The 17,138-nt window shown below is 61.2% G+C and carries 20 protein-coding genes; 1 reads left to right on the top strand and 19 read right to left on the bottom strand.

The features are described from left to right. Positions 1-22 precede the first annotated feature (22 nt). The 18 genes from ccmI to HYPMC_RS10975 form a co-directional block, all read right to left on the bottom strand. Positions 23-1,195, bottom strand: coding sequence for a c-type cytochrome biogenesis protein CcmI (gene ccmI / locus HYPMC_RS10895; RefSeq protein WP_013947988.1), 1,173 nt, complete (start codon positions 1,193-1,195; stop codon positions 23-25). Positions 1,196-1,332: 137 nt separating this feature from the next. Next, complete coding sequence (locus tag HYPMC_RS10900) at positions 1,333-1,812, bottom strand: RT0821/Lpp0805 family surface protein (protein WP_024275914.1); 480 nt, start codon at positions 1,810-1,812, stop codon at positions 1,333-1,335. Positions 1,813-1,984: 172 nt separating this feature from the next. After that, positions 1,985-3,364: a sensor histidine kinase gene (locus tag HYPMC_RS10905; RefSeq protein ID WP_013947990.1), complete on the bottom strand. Its 1,380-nt coding sequence runs from the start codon at positions 3,362-3,364 to the stop codon at positions 1,985-1,987. Further along, a complete protein-coding gene (locus HYPMC_RS10910) occupies positions 3,354-4,025 on the bottom strand; it encodes a response regulator transcription factor (protein ID WP_013947991.1) in 672 nt (223 codons plus the stop codon). The genes HYPMC_RS10905 and HYPMC_RS10910 overlap by 11 nt, the downstream gene beginning before the upstream one ends. Before the next feature lie 81 nt (positions 4,026-4,106). Then, positions 4,107-4,397, bottom strand: a complete 291-nt coding sequence (locus HYPMC_RS10915; RefSeq protein WP_013947992.1) for a hypothetical protein — start codon at positions 4,395-4,397, stop codon at positions 4,107-4,109. A 90-nt stretch (positions 4,398-4,487) separates the two neighbouring features. Next, positions 4,488-5,795 carry a TIGR02594 family protein gene (locus HYPMC_RS10920; protein ID WP_013947993.1) on the bottom strand — a complete coding sequence of 436 codons (1,308 nt, stop codon included), beginning with the start codon at positions 5,793-5,795 and terminating at the stop codon, positions 4,488-4,490. 153 nt (positions 5,796-5,948) lie between these two features. Then, positions 5,949-9,899 (bottom strand): glycoside hydrolase/phage tail family protein, encoded by a 3,951-nt coding sequence (locus tag HYPMC_RS10925; RefSeq protein ID WP_013947994.1) that lies wholly within the window; start codon positions 9,897-9,899, stop codon positions 5,949-5,951. A 72-nt stretch (positions 9,900-9,971) separates the two neighbouring features. Next, positions 9,972-10,409: an NlpC/P60 family protein gene (locus tag HYPMC_RS10930; RefSeq protein ID WP_013947995.1), complete on the bottom strand. Its 438-nt coding sequence runs from the start codon at positions 10,407-10,409 to the stop codon at positions 9,972-9,974. A gap of 83 nt (positions 10,410-10,492) precedes the next feature. Continuing rightward, complete coding sequence (locus HYPMC_RS10935) at positions 10,493-11,353, bottom strand: DUF2163 domain-containing protein (RefSeq protein ID WP_013947996.1); 861 nt, start codon at positions 11,351-11,353, stop codon at positions 10,493-10,495. Further along, positions 11,350-11,988, bottom strand: a complete 639-nt coding sequence (locus HYPMC_RS10940) for a DUF2460 domain-containing protein (protein WP_013947997.1) — start codon at positions 11,986-11,988, stop codon at positions 11,350-11,352. Before HYPMC_RS10940 ends, HYPMC_RS10935 begins: the two co-directional genes overlap by 4 nt. A 27-nt stretch (positions 11,989-12,015) precedes the next feature. Further along, positions 12,016-12,606 (bottom strand): phage tail tape measure protein, encoded by a 591-nt coding sequence (locus HYPMC_RS10945; protein ID WP_013947998.1) that lies wholly within the window; start codon positions 12,604-12,606, stop codon positions 12,016-12,018. Continuing rightward, positions 12,593-12,781, bottom strand: a complete 189-nt coding sequence (locus tag HYPMC_RS10950) for a phage tail assembly chaperone (protein WP_013947999.1) — start codon at positions 12,779-12,781, stop codon at positions 12,593-12,595. Before HYPMC_RS10950 ends, HYPMC_RS10945 begins: the two co-directional genes overlap by 14 nt. Further along, positions 12,781-13,158, bottom strand: a complete 378-nt coding sequence (locus HYPMC_RS10955) for a gene transfer agent family protein (RefSeq protein WP_013948000.1) — start codon at positions 13,156-13,158, stop codon at positions 12,781-12,783. Before HYPMC_RS10955 ends, HYPMC_RS10950 begins: the two co-directional genes overlap by 1 nt. 91 nt (positions 13,159-13,249) lie before the next feature. Further along, positions 13,250-13,666, bottom strand: coding sequence for a phage major tail protein, TP901-1 family (locus HYPMC_RS10960; protein WP_013948001.1), 417 nt, complete (start codon positions 13,664-13,666; stop codon positions 13,250-13,252). Positions 13,667-13,790: 124 nt separating this feature from the next. Continuing rightward, complete coding sequence (locus tag HYPMC_RS10965) at positions 13,791-14,198, bottom strand: DUF3168 domain-containing protein (protein ID WP_013948002.1); 408 nt, start codon at positions 14,196-14,198, stop codon at positions 13,791-13,793. Continuing rightward, a complete protein-coding gene (locus HYPMC_RS24220) occupies positions 14,198-14,368 on the bottom strand; it encodes a hypothetical protein (protein WP_157135432.1) in 171 nt (56 codons plus the stop codon). Before HYPMC_RS24220 ends, HYPMC_RS10965 begins: the two co-directional genes overlap by 1 nt. Further along, positions 14,365-14,697 carry a phage head closure protein gene (locus HYPMC_RS10970; RefSeq protein WP_013948004.1) on the bottom strand — a complete coding sequence of 111 codons (333 nt, stop codon included), beginning with the start codon at positions 14,695-14,697 and terminating at the stop codon, positions 14,365-14,367. Before HYPMC_RS10970 ends, HYPMC_RS24220 begins: the two co-directional genes overlap by 4 nt. After that, positions 14,694-15,269, bottom strand: coding sequence for a head-tail connector protein (locus tag HYPMC_RS10975; protein ID WP_013948005.1), 576 nt, complete (start codon positions 15,267-15,269; stop codon positions 14,694-14,696). The genes HYPMC_RS10970 and HYPMC_RS10975 overlap by 4 nt, the downstream gene beginning before the upstream one ends. A gap of 212 nt (positions 15,270-15,481) precedes the next feature. Between HYPMC_RS10975 and HYPMC_RS24895 the strand changes: the two genes are divergently transcribed. Continuing rightward, on the top strand, positions 15,482-15,604 hold the full coding sequence (locus HYPMC_RS24895; protein WP_256380124.1) for a hypothetical protein: 123 nt from the start codon (positions 15,482-15,484) through the stop codon (positions 15,602-15,604). A gap of 154 nt (positions 15,605-15,758) precedes the next feature. Here HYPMC_RS24895 and HYPMC_RS10980 read toward each other — a convergent pair whose 3' ends face one another. Further along, positions 15,759-17,000 (bottom strand): phage major capsid protein, encoded by a 1,242-nt coding sequence (locus HYPMC_RS10980; protein WP_013948006.1) that lies wholly within the window; start codon positions 16,998-17,000, stop codon positions 15,759-15,761. Positions 17,001-17,138 lie beyond the last annotated feature (138 nt).

Here is a 17,138-nt window from a genome sequence, read left to right on the forward strand (position 1 = left end):
CTGAGCGGATCTTATGTTGCCATCAACTTCCGAGGCCTAGCTGACGGGCCAGATCTTCGACCTGGGCCAGCCCTCCTTGATTGCCCTTTAAAGAAACGCGGGCATCGTTTAGCGCTTTCACGGCGTCGTCATGGCGGCCGAGAACCTGATACGCACGGATGAGCTTGACCCATCCGTTCGCGTCGCTGCCATCCGTCTTAAGTCGTGCCGCAAGATTATCGACCATTTGCGTGATAAACGCCTGGCGGTCCTCGGGCTTCATGTTCATGACGGCCCCGGCTTCGGGACCAGACGGCATGCCGGACGCCGCAGCGGGCGCGTTTGCGGTGCTCTTATCGTTTGCGAAAGCAGCGGCGCTCTGCGGATCGAGCTTAGCTAGGCGCTCCACCAGGACCGGACGCCACGGAGCATCGGGAGGCGCTTTCGAGATCAGATCTTTATAGTCAGCCGCTGCTTCGGTCAGATGACCGTCCTGCTCCTTCGCAAGCGCTAGCCAGATTTTCGGTTCTGTGGCGTTCGGATTGAGCACGAGAATGCGCTGCAGCGCTTTGCGCGCATCGTCGGGCACGATGCCGTTTTCCATCCGGATCCGAGCGTTCGCAAACCCTTGCAAGCGCTTCGGGTCTTCGCCGATCAATCGGATGGCTTTCTGATAGGCATCAGCAGCGTCAGCGTAACGGCCCATCGCATAGTAAACGGGGGCAATGACATCCCAGCCCCTGCCGTCTTCGGGATGCTCGCGAAGACGCTGCTCGACCTTGGCGATCAGATCGTTCGGAGTACTGGTCGCATTGGCTTCGGCCAACCGTTCGCTGAGCGGCTGAGCCGGCATGCCCGGTTTGCCATAGTCGAGATAAAGCGCGAGGCTGACGATCGGCAAGGCGATGCACGTCAGAATCGAGATGGGAACGATAAATCGGTTGCGCATGGCCGCCTCAGCGGCCGTCGTGGATTTGGAGTTGTCCTGCGTCACGCGCAGCAAGCGGCGTGCGATCTCGGCGCGGGCGCTTTCAGCTTCGTCGGCGCCGAGGGTGCCGCGCGCCTCGTCGGCCGTAATTTCTTTCAGCTGATCCTTGTAGACCGCAACATCGGCGCCAGCGGTAGCGCCGGCCGGCTCGGCAGGGCGCATCAGCGGCCTTACGATGGCCAGCGTGACGCCCGCCACGAGTACAGCCACTAAAATCCAAAAAACCATCGCCGCGCGATCCTCGAGCTTTTGTGGAGGGAATAGGATCGCGCGCCGGTCCAGGCAAGCAGTCAAAGCTCGCGGCAGCCCATCTGTCGCGGACCGGTTAAATTATGGAAATGTTTCCCGTGTTTTGCTGCAGTGCGTCAGCCTACAGACTGCCACTGACCGTCGGCACTCCGGCAGGCGGTTCCCCGCATCTGCTTCGGCTTGCCGTCGATGTAGACCGTATGGGTGTAATCGCGGCAGTCGGCAACACCACGTTTGTAGGGGCGGCTTGGCACGATTTCGCCATAGTTACCGGTGTCGGGATCACGCCATTCGCGCGATACGCCCGATTGGCCACGCTCAAGCGCGTCGTATTCGGCTTCCTGGGCATAGCGCCTATCGCGTTCATCCAGGCTCTTGCCGATCTGGCTGCCGACAATGCCGCCGACGACGGCGCCGGCGATTGTGGTTGCGACTTTACCGTCGCCCTTGCCTACGGAATTGCCGAGAAGGCCGCCAGTGATGCTGCCTATGACGAGACCGGTATTTGTATTATCGACCCCGCCGTTGCCGTTGCTGCAGCCCCCCAGCATGGCGATCGTCGCCAGCAGCGGCAGCGAAAAGCGCGCGATGCGCATGGTAAACCCCATTATCGGTTCATCCCCTCGCGCCGCTTTTCCCCACCGGCGCATAGTCCCTAGACTTGGCTAGACCGATATTGTGCCTTCGACAAGGCGGAAATCCACCACAATTCGGGCAAATCCCCACCGCAGTTCGATGCTGCGCCGCGACATGCGCACCAATTGAACTTTAGGCGGCAGGGAGATCTAGAACGGCTTTTAAACCGCCGTGCTCGGATGCGTCGAGGCGCAGTTTTCCGCGATATGATGAGGCCAGATCGCTGACGATGGACAATCCAAGGCCCGAGCCGGGCTTCGTCTCATCGAGACGTAAACCGCGTTTGCCGATTTTCGCGCGCTGTTCTGCAGATAATCCCGGTCCATCGTCTTCGACGGTGATTAGAAGTTTCCGGCGCATCGTGGTGTCTTGGCTATTGACGGTCGCGGCAAGGTAGACGCGCGTCTTTCCCCACTTGCACGCATTATCCAGCAGATTGCCCAGCATCTCTTCCAGGTCCTGCTTCTCGCCCTGGAATTTGGCGCCTGGCTGAACGGTAAAGTCGATCGATATGCCTTTGTCCTGGTGAATCCGTTCGAGGGCGCGGATCAACGGACCGGCGGTTGTGTCGACCGGCGTGACGCGGCCGATAGTGTTCGTTCGCGCAGCGATGCGCGCGCGGTCGAGATAATGGCTGATCTGATCGCGCATCAAGCGCGCCTGCTCGGCGACCTTGCTGCCAAACTGGCTGTCGTCTTCATGCGCTTCGTTGGTGATGACCGCGAGCGGAGTCTTGAGCGCGTGTGCCAGATTGCCGACCTGGGTGCGCGCGCGATCGATGATGTCCTGGTTGGATTCGATCAGCGCGTTGAGCTCGGCTTGCAGCGGTTCGATCTCGGCAGGAAGGTTGCCTTCGAGACGCTCGGCTTGACCCGAGCGAATACTTGCCAGACTTTTCTCGACACGGCGCAGCGGCAATAAGCCGAAGCGGACCTGAAAAACCGTCGCGGCCAACAGGCCCAATCCGACAAGCGCCAACGCACTCGTCAGGCGCGTTCGAAACTTGGCGACGGTCGCCTCGAACCAGTCCATCGGACCCGCAACGATGATCGAATACTTCGTCTTATCGGGATCGTGACCGGGAGAGTCGATGAATTCGAGAATGCGGATGGTCGTGCCGGTCGGGCCGGGCACGTTCATCCAGCGCGTACCGGTATCGTCGGTGGGGAATTTGCGATCGTAGGGAGACGGCAGCACGGCAGTCGCAAGCGAGGGCGATACGAGCGTTCGCCCCGGCGCGCCGTCGATTGGCCTGATCTGCCAATACCAGCCCGATTGCGTGACTTCGAACAGCGGCTCGTAGAGGTTCGGCGGAATGACGGGCTGGTCACCCATCGTGCTCATGCTGTCGATGGTGATCTGCGTCAGAAGCTTTTTCAGCTGAGCGTCAAAGCTCAGCTGCACATCTTCGCGGTACAGCGCATAAATGATGTAGCCGGCCAGCGGCAGCGCCAGAAGTGTCCACGCTGCCGAGGTCGCAAAGAGGCGCAGCGCAAGTGAATTAAGCCTCATCCGGTCCTTGGCTCATGCGGTATCCAAGACCGCGGACCGTCTGGATAACATCGCCTGGAATCTTCTTCCGCAAACGGCCGATAAATACTTCGATCGTGTTCGAATCGCGATCAAAATCCTGATCGTAGAGATGTTCGACCAGCTCGGTGCGCGAGACGACGCGGCCGTTATGGTGCATCAGATAAGCCAATAAGCGGAATTCGTGCGACGTCAACTTGACCGGGTTGCCTTCGCAGGTCACGCGCGCCGACTTGGTATCCAACCGGATCGGACCGCACTCGATCTCGGATTTGGCATGACCGGAAGCACGGCGCACTTGAGCGCGGACGCGGGCCAGAAGCTCTTCCATATGGAAGGGTTTTGCGAGGTAATCGTCGGCGCCGGCGTCCATGCCGGCCACCTTGTCGCTCCAGCGGTCGCGTGCGGTCAGGATGATGACCGGCATCTTGCGGTCGCTGCGGCGCCACTGCTCTAGCACTGAAATGCCGTCGATCTTCGGCAGGCCGATGTCGAGAATAACAATATCGTAAGGTTCGGTGTCGCCGAGGAAATAGCCCTCTTCGCCGTCAGCGGCGGTGTCTACGGCGAAGCCGGCGTCCGATAGCGCTGAGGAAAGCTGACGGTTCAGATCTTTGTCGTCCTCGACTACAAGTGCACGCACGGGCGTATCCCTCCCCTCCTACGGAATGCCGCGGATTATAGAGAGCGCTGACCGCGCCTTCCATCCGCAACAGCGAACCGGCTAGCGGCTCTTGGCATTCATAACGGTTGTCTTCAACTGTCCCGTCGGACTTCTGATGACAAGGCGATAAAAATATCCGTCGTCCGACCGGCAAAGCGTCGTCTTGACGAGTACCCCCACTCCGTCGGCCGCCAGCGATCGGGAAACCTCCTCTACTGTTATCAGATTTTGCCGGCGTACGATTTGTCCGGCCATACCCCAGTCGGTCATGCAGTCGAGAGCGCAGGCGGTGCTCCACGGCAGCAAGGCTGCCGCAGCCCCGAATGCCGCCGCTTTTCCCAAACCGACCATACGTCTCTTCCGGAAAAATCAGACCAGTTAAGATTAGCCTGTTGAATGGCCGATGAATACTGGAGTCCGTCCTCCCCTCCCAATTTGCAATTAACTTTTGCGGATGCTGAGGACGGAAGAGGCCGTAAACCGGCCATAAATGGCGAGCGCAGTGCCGATGAGACCGGTAACGGCCTGGGCCGCCGTTATGGCCTGGTCGCCGAAAGTCTGAATAACGTCGGCCGGCAGCGAGACCCCGATTGTGGGGGCCAGAAGCGGCAGCACGGTCGCCGCCGCCGTGATCACAGTTCCCCAGAGCGTCTTTGATTGCGCCCACCATTTGGCGCTGTCGTCGGTCGTGACCGTGGTCGATGTGTCGCTCATTGTCGTCTCTCCTTTTGCGTTTTGTGCGGGCTCCATCAGTCCGCGGATGATGCCGTCAGTGGCTGCCCACGATTTGCCGAGGGCCAACGTTGCATCGACGCGTTTCAGCCAGCCGCGGCCGAACCGCCAGAAGTGCGGGAGCGCGCGATAGCGCGCGCGGCGGATGTCGGCGTAGACTTCGATGAGATCGACGACGTTGCGCGCGCCGATGGCGCCGAGCGTCTCGGGACCGATCTCACCGTCGACCGTTACGCCGACGGACTGCTGCAGCATGCGGATCGCTGTGCCGACGCCGTGATTGACCGCAGCATCGAAATGCATGAGCGCCAGCGGCGCGGTGAATGCGCTGCAATCCGCGGGGTCGAAATAGCGGCGGCGATAAATGGTGGCGACGGTTGCGTCGGGAATGGATTTCAGTTCCGCGATCAAACGGTCGCGCGATGAGCCGTCGAGCGTTTGACCTTTGAAGTTCGCATAGACTTCGAGCGTGATGCCCTTGTTGGTCGGGCCGCCGGGATCGTAGGCGTCGTCTGAAAATCCACCTTCCATTTCGAGGACGTGAGCGAGCGCCTTGGCGAAGATGCTGCCGTCTGCCGTTAGAATTTCGCTTTCGTCTTGCGGCCAACGCAATCCGAGCAAACGCGATTTATCGAAACTCGCAACCGTCACGGCATCGCTTTGATTACCGCCGAGGAGATAGAGCTTGCCAGCCGCCTCGCCGATGACGAAGCCGATGTGCCCGGCAGTCGGGTCATCGCCGCGCGAGAAAACAGCGATGGCACCGAGCCGCGCATCGTCGAGCGCCGTGCCCCACTCAAGATATGAGCGCGCGAGCAGTGAGCCCGTGTTGGAAACGCCAGCGCGTTTCAGCATGGCACCAGCGAACGCCGCGCACCAGGGCGTCGTTTCCGTTTTTACGTCATCATCACCAGCGTCGCGGAAATAACGCAGGATCTCCGGTGCGTTCGCATCGCCGGGAATTTCACGCACGCCAAGTTCGGCCCACGCTGCCGCCAGCCACGCCGGTTGGTCCATTATCATTCCTCGAAATTTCCTCGACGACGCTTACAGAATCTTCGTCATGCCGACGGAGGTCGGCACCCAGACAAGCCTCTGCAGAGCAATCGTGGATGGTTGTCTGGATCCCGGCCTGCGCCGGGATGACGATCTGATGATTTACGGCTCCGCCTAAACGACCGCAGAGCGCGCCGCACCGCGACCGAAGAGGACGTTGGTCTGATAGATTTTGACGACAACGCTTGATTGAACGCTGCCGAAGTCGGTGATCTGATTGGATGCGGTGTAGATGACGTTTGGCGTCGAAGCCATCAGTGTGCGTTTCACTGTGGTGCCGTCGAGAATATCGATCTCGTAGGTTTCGCTCTCCTCGCCGAGCGGCACTTCGGGCAGTTCCCAGTTGTCACCACCCGTCCGTGAGCGCCGTATCCACGACAAACGAATATCGCCTGAAACGCGCGCGCCTTTGACATGCACGGGCGACAAGGGCCGCAATCCCAACCCTTGATACATAAATGGTACGGTGACATAGGACGCGTCACCGATGTCGCGATTGCCGGGACCGTAGCGCCAATTGAGCGTCAGCTTGCGCTCGCTTTCCTGCAGCGGAACGCGCGCCACCGCACCGTCGAGCAGTACAAACTGCGCGCCGCTCGCGAGCGTTTCCCTCATCGCGCTTTCGGTGCCGAACTGCCCTCGCAGCAAACCGCTCAAGCGATAGGTTTGCGCATCGACCAACTCCGCGATCTGGAATTGAATGATCTCCCAATCGCCGTCGGCATTGCGAAGTGCCCCAAGGTTCGCGCCTGCGAGCATCGCGATGAGATCGACGGACGATAGCGCGCCGTTCGTCAGACGGACACGAAACGATGCGCGACGATCAAGGCGCCCCTCAGGCCCCGGTGGAACGTCATCGAGCGTCAAGCCGAGCGTTGCTGCCGCCGTCACCACCGCTTTCAACTGGTAGCCCGTTTCCTGTGGCGACGCGAACAAAGCCACGCTGCCGGGCCACGGTTTCTGCATCGTCGCTGCGTATCCCGACGAGGCATCGAAGCTCGCATTCCACTGCGGCAAGTCCATCAGCGCGACCGCGGGCGAGCCGATCTGCACAAGCGGCGGCGGTGTTGCCGTGCGCCCCGGGACGTCGATCTGATCGTAAATGCTCGGATCGATGCTCAACGCCTGAATATCGCGGATGCCGTGCTCGGAGACATCGGTCAATCGCAACAGGCGGATTCGACCGCCGAGGTCGGCTGAAACAATATCGCCTGGTTCCAGTGCGAGCGTAGAAGGTGGCAGTTTGAACGTTGCGGATTCGCGCGTCGCCCAGGTTTCGTAGAGCCAGCTTTCGGCAATTGAGGTCGCGAGCCCATCGTCAAGAACGATCGGCAAATCGGCTTCCGCCACGCGACCGCTCGCGCCTGTCAATCGCCGCGCTTCCGCAACGGCTTGCGGATAATCGTCGACATCGGTGATGTAGCGGACCTTGGCTGAGGCCGGGAGATCGGTCTCCTGCGCACGCGTCAATTCGTAGAGCGCGTCTCCAACGTTTTCTTCGACGAGGTCGTCAGGTTCCACCGACATGGCGGGTTCTGCGCGGCCGCGGTGACGGAATACGATGCTGCCGCTGCTCTCCACGCTATCGAAGAAATACGCGAGTTCCAGCGGTTGGATCGCATCGCGCGCCGCCATTGTCCGATCGATAACGTAGCCGGGCACCGTGCCTGTCAAACCGGAAGCGTCGAACTCGGCGAAGCCCTGCTCCTTCAGGATCGCGGATACGACTTCATTCAGCGCGGCGCCACCGAGGCGGCCGTTGACCCAGTGGCCGTGCTCCCAATTCGCGCCATCGCCCCAATAGGTGGTGGCATCGGGAAAAGCGGGAAACGGCCGCGCGTCCCAGCAGTAGACGTGGATATGGTCGAGATCGACCATCCGCGCGCCCGTCACCGAAGAGACCGGATTGAGACCAGCAACGTACCCGGGTTTCGTCCAGTCGAAGGCATCGCGCAAAACCTGGCGATGGCGTGCCTGCATCAGGTCATCGCGAAAGCCACGCGAATAATAGGGATACGCCGACTCCGAGCTTTTCGGATCGACGAAGACGTTCGGCTGGTTCGCACCTTTATCGACGGCTGGGCAGCCGATTTCCATGAACCAGAATGGTTTCGATTGCGGCGCCCATGCCGTCGCCGTCGCTCTTTCGACGCCACCGGGTCGATTGAAGTGCTGGTTATTCCACCACGAGAGAATGTCCTTGTAGCGGAATACCCACGGCTTGCCGTCGCCGTCGGTGATCGGCTTACGCACCTGGGCATCGCGATCGGCATCGGAGGCGTAATACCAATCGAACCCCTCGCCGCCGTGCACATTGCCACGCAGATAAGCCGGATCGTATATCGATGTCGCGCCGGCAATCGCATCGAGATGATCGCGGCCGTCGCGCCAATCCGCGAGCGGCCAATAGACGTCGATGCCGATGGCGTCGATATTAGGCGACGACCACAGCGGATCGAGATGAAAATAAACGTCGCCCGAGCCGTCGCCTGGCTGATGACCGAAGTATTCCGTCCAATCGGCAGCGTAGAGAACTTTTGTCGCCGAGCCGAGAATGGACTTCACGTCCGCGGCAAGCGCGACGAGTGCCGACACGAAAGGATACGTTCCGGCGGCCGAACGCACCCACGTCAAGCCGCGCAATTCCGTACCGATAACGAACGCTTCGACGCCGCCTGCGGCTTTGGCAAGATATGCCTGATGCAAAACCATGCGCCGATACGACCATTCGGCAGGGCCGGAATAATGCACCGTTGTGCCCGACAGAGAGAAATCGGATACGGCCGCCGTGCCGACGAATGATGCGATCTGAGTTGCGGCGACGGCTGTCTTGTCTGGCGAACCTGTTTGTCCTGGCGCGGGATGACACGTGATGCGTCCGCGCCAAGGATAGACGGGTTGGCTCGCTCCGCCGTAGGGATTGGGCAACGCGTTTTCCGCGGGCACATCCATCAGAATAAAAGGCGTCAGCGTGACATTGAGACCGCGCGCTCTCATATCCGCGATTGCGGCGATGACGGTCTCATCGGATGGCGTACCGCCATAAGCGGCATTGCCATCACGCGTTGAAATCAAATACGCCGTGTCGCGCATCACTCCCGCGACAGACCAGTTCAGAGGCGCGGTCGATTTATGGCGCGTCTCAACGCCGGGCTTGATCCGGCATTCGCCTGCGCGCAGATCGGTGCCGAACCAGCTGACGACAAACGAAACGGATTTCGCATTCGGAAGCTGAGTTTCGAGCTGATCGAGCGCCACCTGCCAATCGGTTGCACCCAAAAGCTGATGCACGTTTTCCGGCTGCGAAACGCCATCGTCTAATATCTGGCGCACCGGCTCGGTCGCATAGACGAATTCACCGGAGCCTGGAATGAGAACAACGCCGCGCACGTCATTATCGGCATCGGACACGCTGCGATAGACTTCGAACGACAGTTGCGGCACGCGATTGCCGTAGTCGACAAGCGGGAAATGCTCGAACACGACGTAGGCGACGCCGCGATATGCGGGTGCGTTGTCTGCGCCTTCTCGCGCCGCGATGAGGCTATCAACTGCTTGCGTTTCGGTGCCGGTGTGCAATCGGTATGTGGTGCGCGCGAGATCGAGTTCCTGCTCATCGGCCCAGATGCGGCCGATACGCGTGACCACACCCTCCCCCAACGCTACCGCAAAGTTGGCGTAATAGTTGTATTGTGTGACGCGGGTTTTGTTGCCGCTTGAGCCGCCCTTGCCGCTGCCGACCGCTTCCGTCGTCGTTACGATTTCTTCTTCGAGATCGGTCGCCCAGATGATCTGGCCGCCGACGCGCGCGCGCCCATAGAGCCGCGGCAACGGCGCGCCTTCGGTCGATGCGGTGACGCGCAGATCGCTCAGGCGCGGACCATCGACGGCACGCGTTTGGCCCGACGGCGCAAAGAGAACGCTATCGACATATGAGCCTGCAAACGCGCCGACCTGCGATCCGATTGCTGCGCCGGACAGCGTTACGCCGAGCGCGCTGACGCCAGCCGGAAGCACGTTGCTGCCGACTGCGGCGCCGACAGCAGCAAGAGCGAGCGTTGCCATGAGTAGCCTTTCCGTGGATCAAGTCGTCATCCTCGAACAGGCGAGGCTGTTCGAGGATCGTGTGAGCATCACTCACACCAGACCGGGAAATCGAAATGTTCCAGCGATGCGCCGTCGCCACCAGGGCGTCAGCGTGATCTCGGCGGCGGCGGCACCTTCCATCGCGTGAACCATCGTCCAGGCGCTTGTCAGGATGCCGGCATGCTTCGCGACGCAACCTTCACGCAAACGAAAAACGACGACGTCGCCGCCACGAGCTTCGACAATCGGCACGCGCTTAAGATGGCGCTCCGCCGCTTCGAGCATCGCTTCGCAGCCGCTCGTCTCCGCCCAGTCGCGGCTATAGACAGGTGGAGCTTCTGCATCGCTGCCGTAAAGGTCGCGCCAAACACCACGCACCAATCCAAGGCAATCGGCACCGATACCGCAGACGCTGGCTTGATGATGATACGGCGTGCCGATCCAGCGGCGCGCCGTCACGACGATGCCGTCTCTGGTCAGTGCATTCATGGATTCATTTCCGGCACGTAAGGGGTGACGCATGAAATTCGCCATCCTTCGGCTGCGACTAGCTGTGGACGCAAAGGTGTCTTTCAGCTCGCGCCGCCGATCTGCGTGAGAAACTTGTTGCCTGGGATCGAGGGAAAACCGCGGAAGTTGATCGTGTTCGCAAAGCGCGCTTTGCAGGTGTCGAAGCGCTTGTCGCAGCCGGCAGTGATGAAGAACGCATCCCCACTCGCAGGCGGCCCTTCCGCTTCAGCCCAAAGCTCGATCTCGACAGATGCCGCGAACTTCGTGTGCGCCTTGACTTCGATCTTCAGACCTGACGATACACCGGACGTGAACGTCAAAAGCCCGCGCGAGAAAAAGCGCGTCGCAAAGCCGTCCAATCCCGACACCGTGAAGCGGCGCGCCGATTTCAACGCGAGGATCGTGCCAGCACCTCGAAAGGCCGGGGACGTCAGATCGACCGTACAGCGCGCATCGCCGAGATCGGCATCGCAGGTTTTCTGAAGGAGCCTTCCCGTCGGCTGCTGCAGATAATGCGCAAGGCCGCGCAGCTCGGCGGTGAATGCCGAACCCGTTCGCCGCACCTCCCCGATGCTGCCGGAACGCATCAGCACGCGCTGTTCGGGATCAGCCCAATTGACCCGATAAATCGCGATGCGGGCATCGTCGTATCGTCCGGCTGCGAGGTCGGCGTCAGTCAGCGTCGCAGACGACAGTGCGCCGGCGACCTCCAAGTTATCGACCGACAGGCCGAGGCCGTCGGTGATGTCACTTGCCGTGAAGCCACTCGCGGCTTCGTAGGTTATGCCGCCGAATGCAATTGAGTTATCGTGATCGGTGAAGCCAAGCACGGTGCCGTCGCGGCGCGCGATACGCCAGCACCAGCATAGCGTCGTCGTGCCGGACGCGAGATGCGCGGCGAATTCCGGCGACAGCGATTTCACAGCCGCACCTCCACGATCGGAATGTTCGGAATAGCGCCAGACGTAAAGCCGGAGAGATTGATTTCCAGTTTGTCGGTATCGAAACGCACCGGCACGTCGAATTCAAAACCTGCCGTCACGCTTTCTCCCGCCGCAGGAACGTGGCCTGCGAGAAACGTCACGACACCTGTCGCGGGATCGACGGCGTAATCGGTGCCGTCCGCCTTCTGCACACCGGATACGGCGACCGTCACGCTTCCCGCGACGGGCTTTTTGATGTCGCGCGTCCACGGCGCGAAGGCATTGCCGTAGACTTTCGTCAACTGGAACGCGGCCCGAGTGCCGTCTCCCGTGCCGACGATCTGATCGAGCGGGGATGGCGCAGCGTTCGGCGCGCAGGATTTCCAATCCATCGGATCGCGCCAGCGAAAGCCGTGCAGACGGCCACGGCGTTCCTCGAAAAACGCGATGATCTGGTGCAAGTCGTCGAGCGACTTCACGCCGTATCCCGCATTATAACTGCGGCGGCTATCGGCCCAGCGACTGTTGCGTTCTTCATAGCCGGAGCCAAGCACGACAACGTCGGTGCGCCGTTCCGGCCCACCTTGCGCGTTGCGCGAGATTGCTGTTGGAAATCGGACGTCGTGAAAGGACATGGCGAACCATCGATTACGAAGTGAACGTTAGAGATTCCGCTGCCCGGCAGCCGCGGCGCGCGCGATCATCGCGGCGATCTGCGATTGCGAGCGATTGAAGCTTTGGGCGTCTGGCGTGGTGATATTGATTGTCACGTTCTGGCCGCCGCCGCCTGCCATCGCGACGCCGAGGCGGCCATCGGACCCACGCGTCAGGGGCATGATGGCTTCAGGCCCTCTTTCGCCCGCGAGCCCCGTCGCGCCACCCGCAAGCGGAAACGAGATCGGACTTGCGATCACGCCACCGCTTGCGAACGGCACCGGTGTGCCCTGCTGGATCACGCCGCCTTTGGCGAACGGCAATACGCCGGAGATCGCGCTTTGAAACACGGACGCCAATCCCGTCGTCAACGGTTGCAACGCGGATTTCAACGCCAGGTTCGAGACGTTGAGCGCAAGCGACTTAAAGACATCGCCGACATTCTTGCCTTTGACCGCGATGTCGTCGAAAGCCGAAACCAGCGTCGTCGAAAACTGTCGTCCGAGTCGCGTCGTCGACGTCAGCGCTGTTTGCAGATCGCTGGTATCGGCCGTGATTTTTACGCTCCACGTTTCGAGCGGTTCGTCAGTCGTTGCCATGTTGCGCCCCTTCATCCGGAAAGCGTTGCATGAGATCGTGAAGGTGGCGGCGCGACGGCCCATCGGAGTCCGCCGGACTTCCGAACCGTCCGCGAAGCGCCGCTTGCAACTCGCGCGGCGTCAGGTTCCAGAACACGCGCGGCTGTAGCCCGAGTGCGCCAAGGCCAAGCTCCATCACTTTGTCCCAACGAAAGGGATGCGTGCTGCGCCGCCGTCCTCGTCGCTTGCGTCTTTGGTGTTCTCATCGCCGCCGAACGTCGCGCGCAGCAATCGCGCGACGATATCGACGTAGCCCGCAGCACCACCTGCGACTTGCATGGCGTTGACGTCGTCTTCGCTGATCGCACATCCGGCCCAGCGGAGACCCGCGGTGATGATCTTGGTGCAGTCGCGCGCAGAAAGGCGTCCCTTCTCGAAGCGCGCCGCGAGCGCCAGCATGTCTTCGTCGCCGAAAGCGCTTTCCAGCTCAGCAAGCGCGCCGAGCGTCAGCACCAGCCGATACGGCTGGCCGTCGAACATCGCTTCGATTTCGCCACGGTGTTTGTTGATCATGATGGACCCTTTTGTTGGCGTGTTGCGACACTGCTTCGCGGAGCCGGCCGCAACGCGCGGGCTTGGAGCTTCGTTCATCGTGGATTGTCGATTATGCTGACGCCGTGAAGCTCAATTCGCCCGCGCTTTCGAGCGTGAGATCGAACGTCAACTCGGCATCGTGGCGGCCGGAAAATTCGAGCGAGGTGATCTGGAACGCGCCCGCAATCGTGCCGAAGTCGGGAACGATCACCTGCCAATCGCGCACCGTGCCGTTGAAGGCGTAGTCGCGGATCGTGGCGTCCGACGCCGCATCCTTGAACACGCCGGAACCGGTGATGCGCGCCGACTTCACGCCCGCGCCGCTCAGAAGCTCGCGCCATTGACCGGCGCTTTCGGTGTTGGTGATCTCGACCGTCTCGGCGCTGATCGAAAGCGCTCGTGCGCGAAGACCCGCGACCGTCGTGAAAACGTCCGCGCCGGCCGTGTCGACCTTCAAGAGGAGGTCCTTGCCTTTTTGTGCTGTCATGGGAGGGGGTCTCTTTGGTTGGTGCCCGGCGAATCCGCTTCGCGGAGCTGGCCGCCGGGCACGGGGCTTGACGGATTCCCAAACGGCAGCGCTGCGCTTATCCGTTCGAGAATGACGAGGAAGATCATTCCACTTCCGTTACGGCGCGAAAGCGGGCGATGCCGTGGAAGGTTTCGCCGTCGCTGTCGCGGCGGACTTCGGAATAATCATGACGCAGATTGATCAAGCGATGCCCCGAAAGCGAAAGCGCTTGATCGTGAAGTGCGTCACGCGCCGCAGCGATCACAGCTTGCGCTTCCTTTCGCCCGCGGCCGCGCGACCAGATATGCAGCGTCACCGTGTGCTCGTAGCCTTCGTCCGTTCCGGTCGACCAATCGCGCTCTGTCGATTGGCCGAACGTCATAAAAGGAAACTCCGCACGCGTTGGAACATCGTCATAGACGCGCGGCCCACCAAGAGCTGCGGCAGTCGCAGCGTCCGTGGTCAACTTCGCGAAGATGGCCTGCTGGAGCGCAAGGGCGGCGCTTGACATCACTTGCCTCCTTGAGCTGACGAGGTTGGCGACGGCTCTCTCGCCTGGGGTGCGCGTCGCGGCTGTTGCGTGCGCTCAGTCTCGCGTTCGGCCAACGCTTGACGAATGCGTGCGTCGGCGCGCACTTCGGCCGTTTGGCCGATGCCGACGACGCTTGATTGAATTTTCATAGGTCGCGTTCCGCGCAAGGGCACTTCAGCCAGGCGTTTCGGTCTTCGACGTCGATCGCTCCGAGAATATCAAAGATCCGCGCACCGCAGCGGAAGCGCATGGCGGGCGTCACGTCGCTGCGATGCCGGATCCAAATGTCATGCGACGCCGTTCCTGCCACGCGATCGAGCGTGAAACTTTCATCCGCAGTGCGCGACCAGATCGCGGCCCAGACTTCAGCGACGGTGTTCCACTCGGTCGTTGAACCGCCTGCGCCGTCGCTGGTTCGCACCGCGCTTTCGATGATGACGCGATGGCGTAGATCGCCAACTCTCACAGGTGCTTTCATAGCCTGATTGTCCGGAACGGATTGATGAGACTTGAGACGGAATCGGGAATACGAGCACCGTTCGTGCCAATCTCGCTTGGATCGCGATGCTCGTACCAATGGGCCGCAAGCATGAGGATGGCGTGCTTCAGCGGAGCCGGGACGCTTTCGCCGTCGGCTCCAAAACCCGCGCTGAGATCGATCTCGATCCCGCCCGCAGGAACTTGCGGCGCAGGCGGCACGACATTGTTCCACACGAGGCGCGCCGGACGCGCAGCGAGATCGACAAGATAACTTTCCGCAGAGACGACGTTCGCGGCGCCGCTTGCGTCTTTCACGCGAACTTCATCTACGGCACGCAGCGGCGCCAGCGGCAACTCTAAACTTCGGCCGCGTGGCCAACGATCGAGACGCAACGTCCACGACTGCGTGATAAGTGCCAAAGACAGCGCGGTTTCGATGTGCATCCGCGATGTCAGCAGCAGGCTCGCGAGCAGGATGTCTTCGTCGCTGTCGTCGATGCGCAGATGCGCTTTGATGTCGGCCACGGTCACCGGCTCCGCGGCTGGCGGGCTCGTCATCACGAGTGACATGAAGAATGTTCCTTATTTGATTGCGCTCGGCGACTCGCGATCCGCGAGCTGGCCGCCGGGCGCATGGATGCTTTGCCGTTCTTTTCCAACAAGGCCGTCCCTTACGGCCGGCTCCGCGTAGCGGAGTCGTAAGGCACAATTGAAAATGCGGAGCCGCGACCGGGGGGAAGTCGCGGCTCCGCACGCATCCCGCACGGGCGGGAGGGGAACCCGTGCGGGAAGAAGATTTCACTTCGCCACGTCGAATGTCGAAGCTATCGTTCCGCTTCAAGCGCTCCGTCATGCCGACGAAGGTCGGCACCCAGACAAGTTTCGACAATCGTTATGATCGCTGACTTGCATGGATCCCGGCCTTCGCCGGGATGACGGTGTTGTTGGTTGCATCGTAAGAATTTCGACCGATCACCATCGTCCTGTGCGTTACGAGGACTACGCGCCATCGGATGCGCTTGGCGGCCAGCGCGCGGAACGCTGTCGCCAAGCTCTCATTCAAGCGCTGAACTTCAGCAGCTTGATCGCGTCGAAGTCTTGCACGCCGCCGCCGACGCGCTTCGTCGTGTAGAACAGCACGTAGGGTTTGGCGCTGTAGGGGTCGCGCAGCACACGGATGCCGGCGCGATCGACGATGAGATAGCCGCGTGAGAAATCACCGAACGCAATCGCGGTCGCGTCAGCGGCAATGTCCGGCATGTCCTCGCTCTCGGCCACTGGATAGCCGAGCAACGACGGCCATTCGCCCGGTGCATTCGCAGGCTGCCAGAGATAGTTGCCCTGGCCGTCCTTCAACTTGCGGACAGCTGAGACGGTCGCGCGGCTCATCATGAAGGTGCCGTTGGCGCGATAAGGTGCTTTTGCCGCGTAAACAAGATCGAGGATCTTGTCGCCCGGATTGCTCGCCGGGAATGCACCCGCAGCGCCACTGGCGACGAAGCCGATCTCGCCCCAAGCCCACGATGCATTCGCGACCGTGTCGTAAGCGAGGAAGCCTTTCGGCTTATTCGTGCCATCGCCCGAAACGAACGCGGTGCCTTCCTGTTCGGCAAACGCGATGCGCACCTCCTCCGCCAGCCACTCGTCGATGTTGACGATGCTATCGTCGAGCAGCGTCTGCGATGCGGCCGGCATCGCGTAAAGTTCCATCGTCGGAAACTGCAGGTTGGCGAGCGTTGGCGTTGCCGTTTGGGTGCGCGATGCCGTTTCAGCCGACCAGCCTGTGCCGACGCCGGTGGTCGCGAACGGTCGGTTATAGACGGAGCCCGACACCTGGCGGATGCCCGAAATAGCACGCATCGGCGAGATGGCTTTCAGCGCACTGTTGACGGCGGCTTCCGTTTCAGCAGGCACGAGGTATCCGCCGTCGGCGCCCGAACCGGCAGACAGCGCTTTCTCTTCGATGCGCGCGAGACGCGAAGCATCGCCGCAACGGACGTAACCGTCGAAGGCTGCCTTGTGCGCAAGCTGCAACGTGGACGACATATTTCCGCCCGCGAGATGCGGACGCGCAGCTTTCAGCGCGAGGTTGTCAGAGACGCGCTTCGCAGAGTCGAGCGTCTCTTCAATGCGCGCGAGTTTCTCTGCGATGAGCGTATCGGACGTGCCGCGCTGCTCAATGTCAGCAAGGCGCTGGTCGTTCGTTTCCTTGAAGGCTTCGAAGGCTTCGAGAAATTCTTCGAAGGCGCGCGCGGTTTCCCCGCCCGCCCCCTTCGTTTCGAGGGTGGTCGTGTCGGTCATGTCGTTTTCCTATCAAGCAGAAGGTCGAAGTTTATGCCGTCGTTCGCATCCAACTCCGTCACACCGGCGAAGGCCGGGGCCCAGACAAACGTCAACACATGCGTTGCGCGATCATTCGCGACGAAGGTTCGCCGGGAT

Origin of the sequence: Hyphomicrobium sp. MC1, assembly GCF_000253295.1 — a bacterium.
Taxonomy (GTDB): Bacteria; Pseudomonadota; Alphaproteobacteria; order Rhizobiales; family Hyphomicrobiaceae; genus Hyphomicrobium_B.

Bases quoted from the DNA above. Each gene is read 5' to 3' on its own strand.
- ccmI (WP_013947988.1), bottom strand. From the start codon at position 1,195: ATGGTTTTTTGGATTTTAGTGGCTGTACTCGTGGCGGGCGTCACGCTG.
- HYPMC_RS10900 (WP_024275914.1), bottom strand. From the start codon at position 1,812: ATGCGCATCGCGCGCTTTTCGCTGCCGCTGCTGGCGACGATCGCCATG.
- HYPMC_RS10905 (WP_013947990.1), bottom strand. From the start codon at position 3,364: ATGAGGCTTAATTCACTTGCGCTGCGCCTCTTTGCGACCTCGGCAGCG.
- HYPMC_RS10915 (WP_013947992.1), bottom strand. From the start codon at position 4,397: ATGGTCGGTTTGGGAAAAGCGGCGGCATTCGGGGCTGCGGCAGCCTTG.
- HYPMC_RS10920 (WP_013947993.1), bottom strand. From the start codon at position 5,795: ATGGACCAACCGGCGTGGCTGGCGGCAGCGTGGGCCGAACTTGGCGTG.
- HYPMC_RS10925 (WP_013947994.1), bottom strand. From the start codon at position 9,899: ATGGCAACGCTCGCTCTTGCTGCTGTCGGCGCCGCAGTCGGCAGCAAC.
- HYPMC_RS10930 (WP_013947995.1), bottom strand. From the start codon at position 10,409: ATGAATGCACTGACCAGAGACGGCATCGTCGTGACGGCGCGCCGCTGG.
- HYPMC_RS10940 (WP_013947997.1), bottom strand. From the start codon at position 11,988: ATGTCCTTTCACGACGTCCGATTTCCAACAGCAATCTCGCGCAACGCG.
- HYPMC_RS10945 (WP_013947998.1), bottom strand. From the start codon at position 12,606: ATGGCAACGACTGACGAACCGCTCGAAACGTGGAGCGTAAAAATCACG.
- HYPMC_RS10950 (WP_013947999.1), bottom strand. From the start codon at position 12,781: ATGGAGCTTGGCCTTGGCGCACTCGGGCTACAGCCGCGCGTGTTCTGG.
- HYPMC_RS10955 (WP_013948000.1), bottom strand. From the start codon at position 13,158: ATGATCAACAAACACCGTGGCGAAATCGAAGCGATGTTCGACGGCCAG.
- HYPMC_RS10960 (WP_013948001.1), bottom strand. From the start codon at position 13,666: ATGACAGCACAAAAAGGCAAGGACCTCCTCTTGAAGGTCGACACGGCC.
- HYPMC_RS10965 (WP_013948002.1), bottom strand. From the start codon at position 14,198: ATGTCAAGCGCCGCCCTTGCGCTCCAGCAGGCCATCTTCGCGAAGTTG.
- HYPMC_RS24220 (WP_157135432.1), bottom strand. From the start codon at position 14,368: ATGAAAATTCAATCAAGCGTCGTCGGCATCGGCCAAACGGCCGAAGTG.
- HYPMC_RS10970 (WP_013948004.1), bottom strand. From the start codon at position 14,697: ATGAAAGCACCTGTGAGAGTTGGCGATCTACGCCATCGCGTCATCATC.
- HYPMC_RS10975 (WP_013948005.1), bottom strand. From the start codon at position 15,269: ATGTCACTCGTGATGACGAGCCCGCCAGCCGCGGAGCCGGTGACCGTG.
- HYPMC_RS10980 (WP_013948006.1), bottom strand. From the start codon at position 17,000: ATGACCGACACGACCACCCTCGAAACGAAGGGGGCGGGCGGGGAAACC.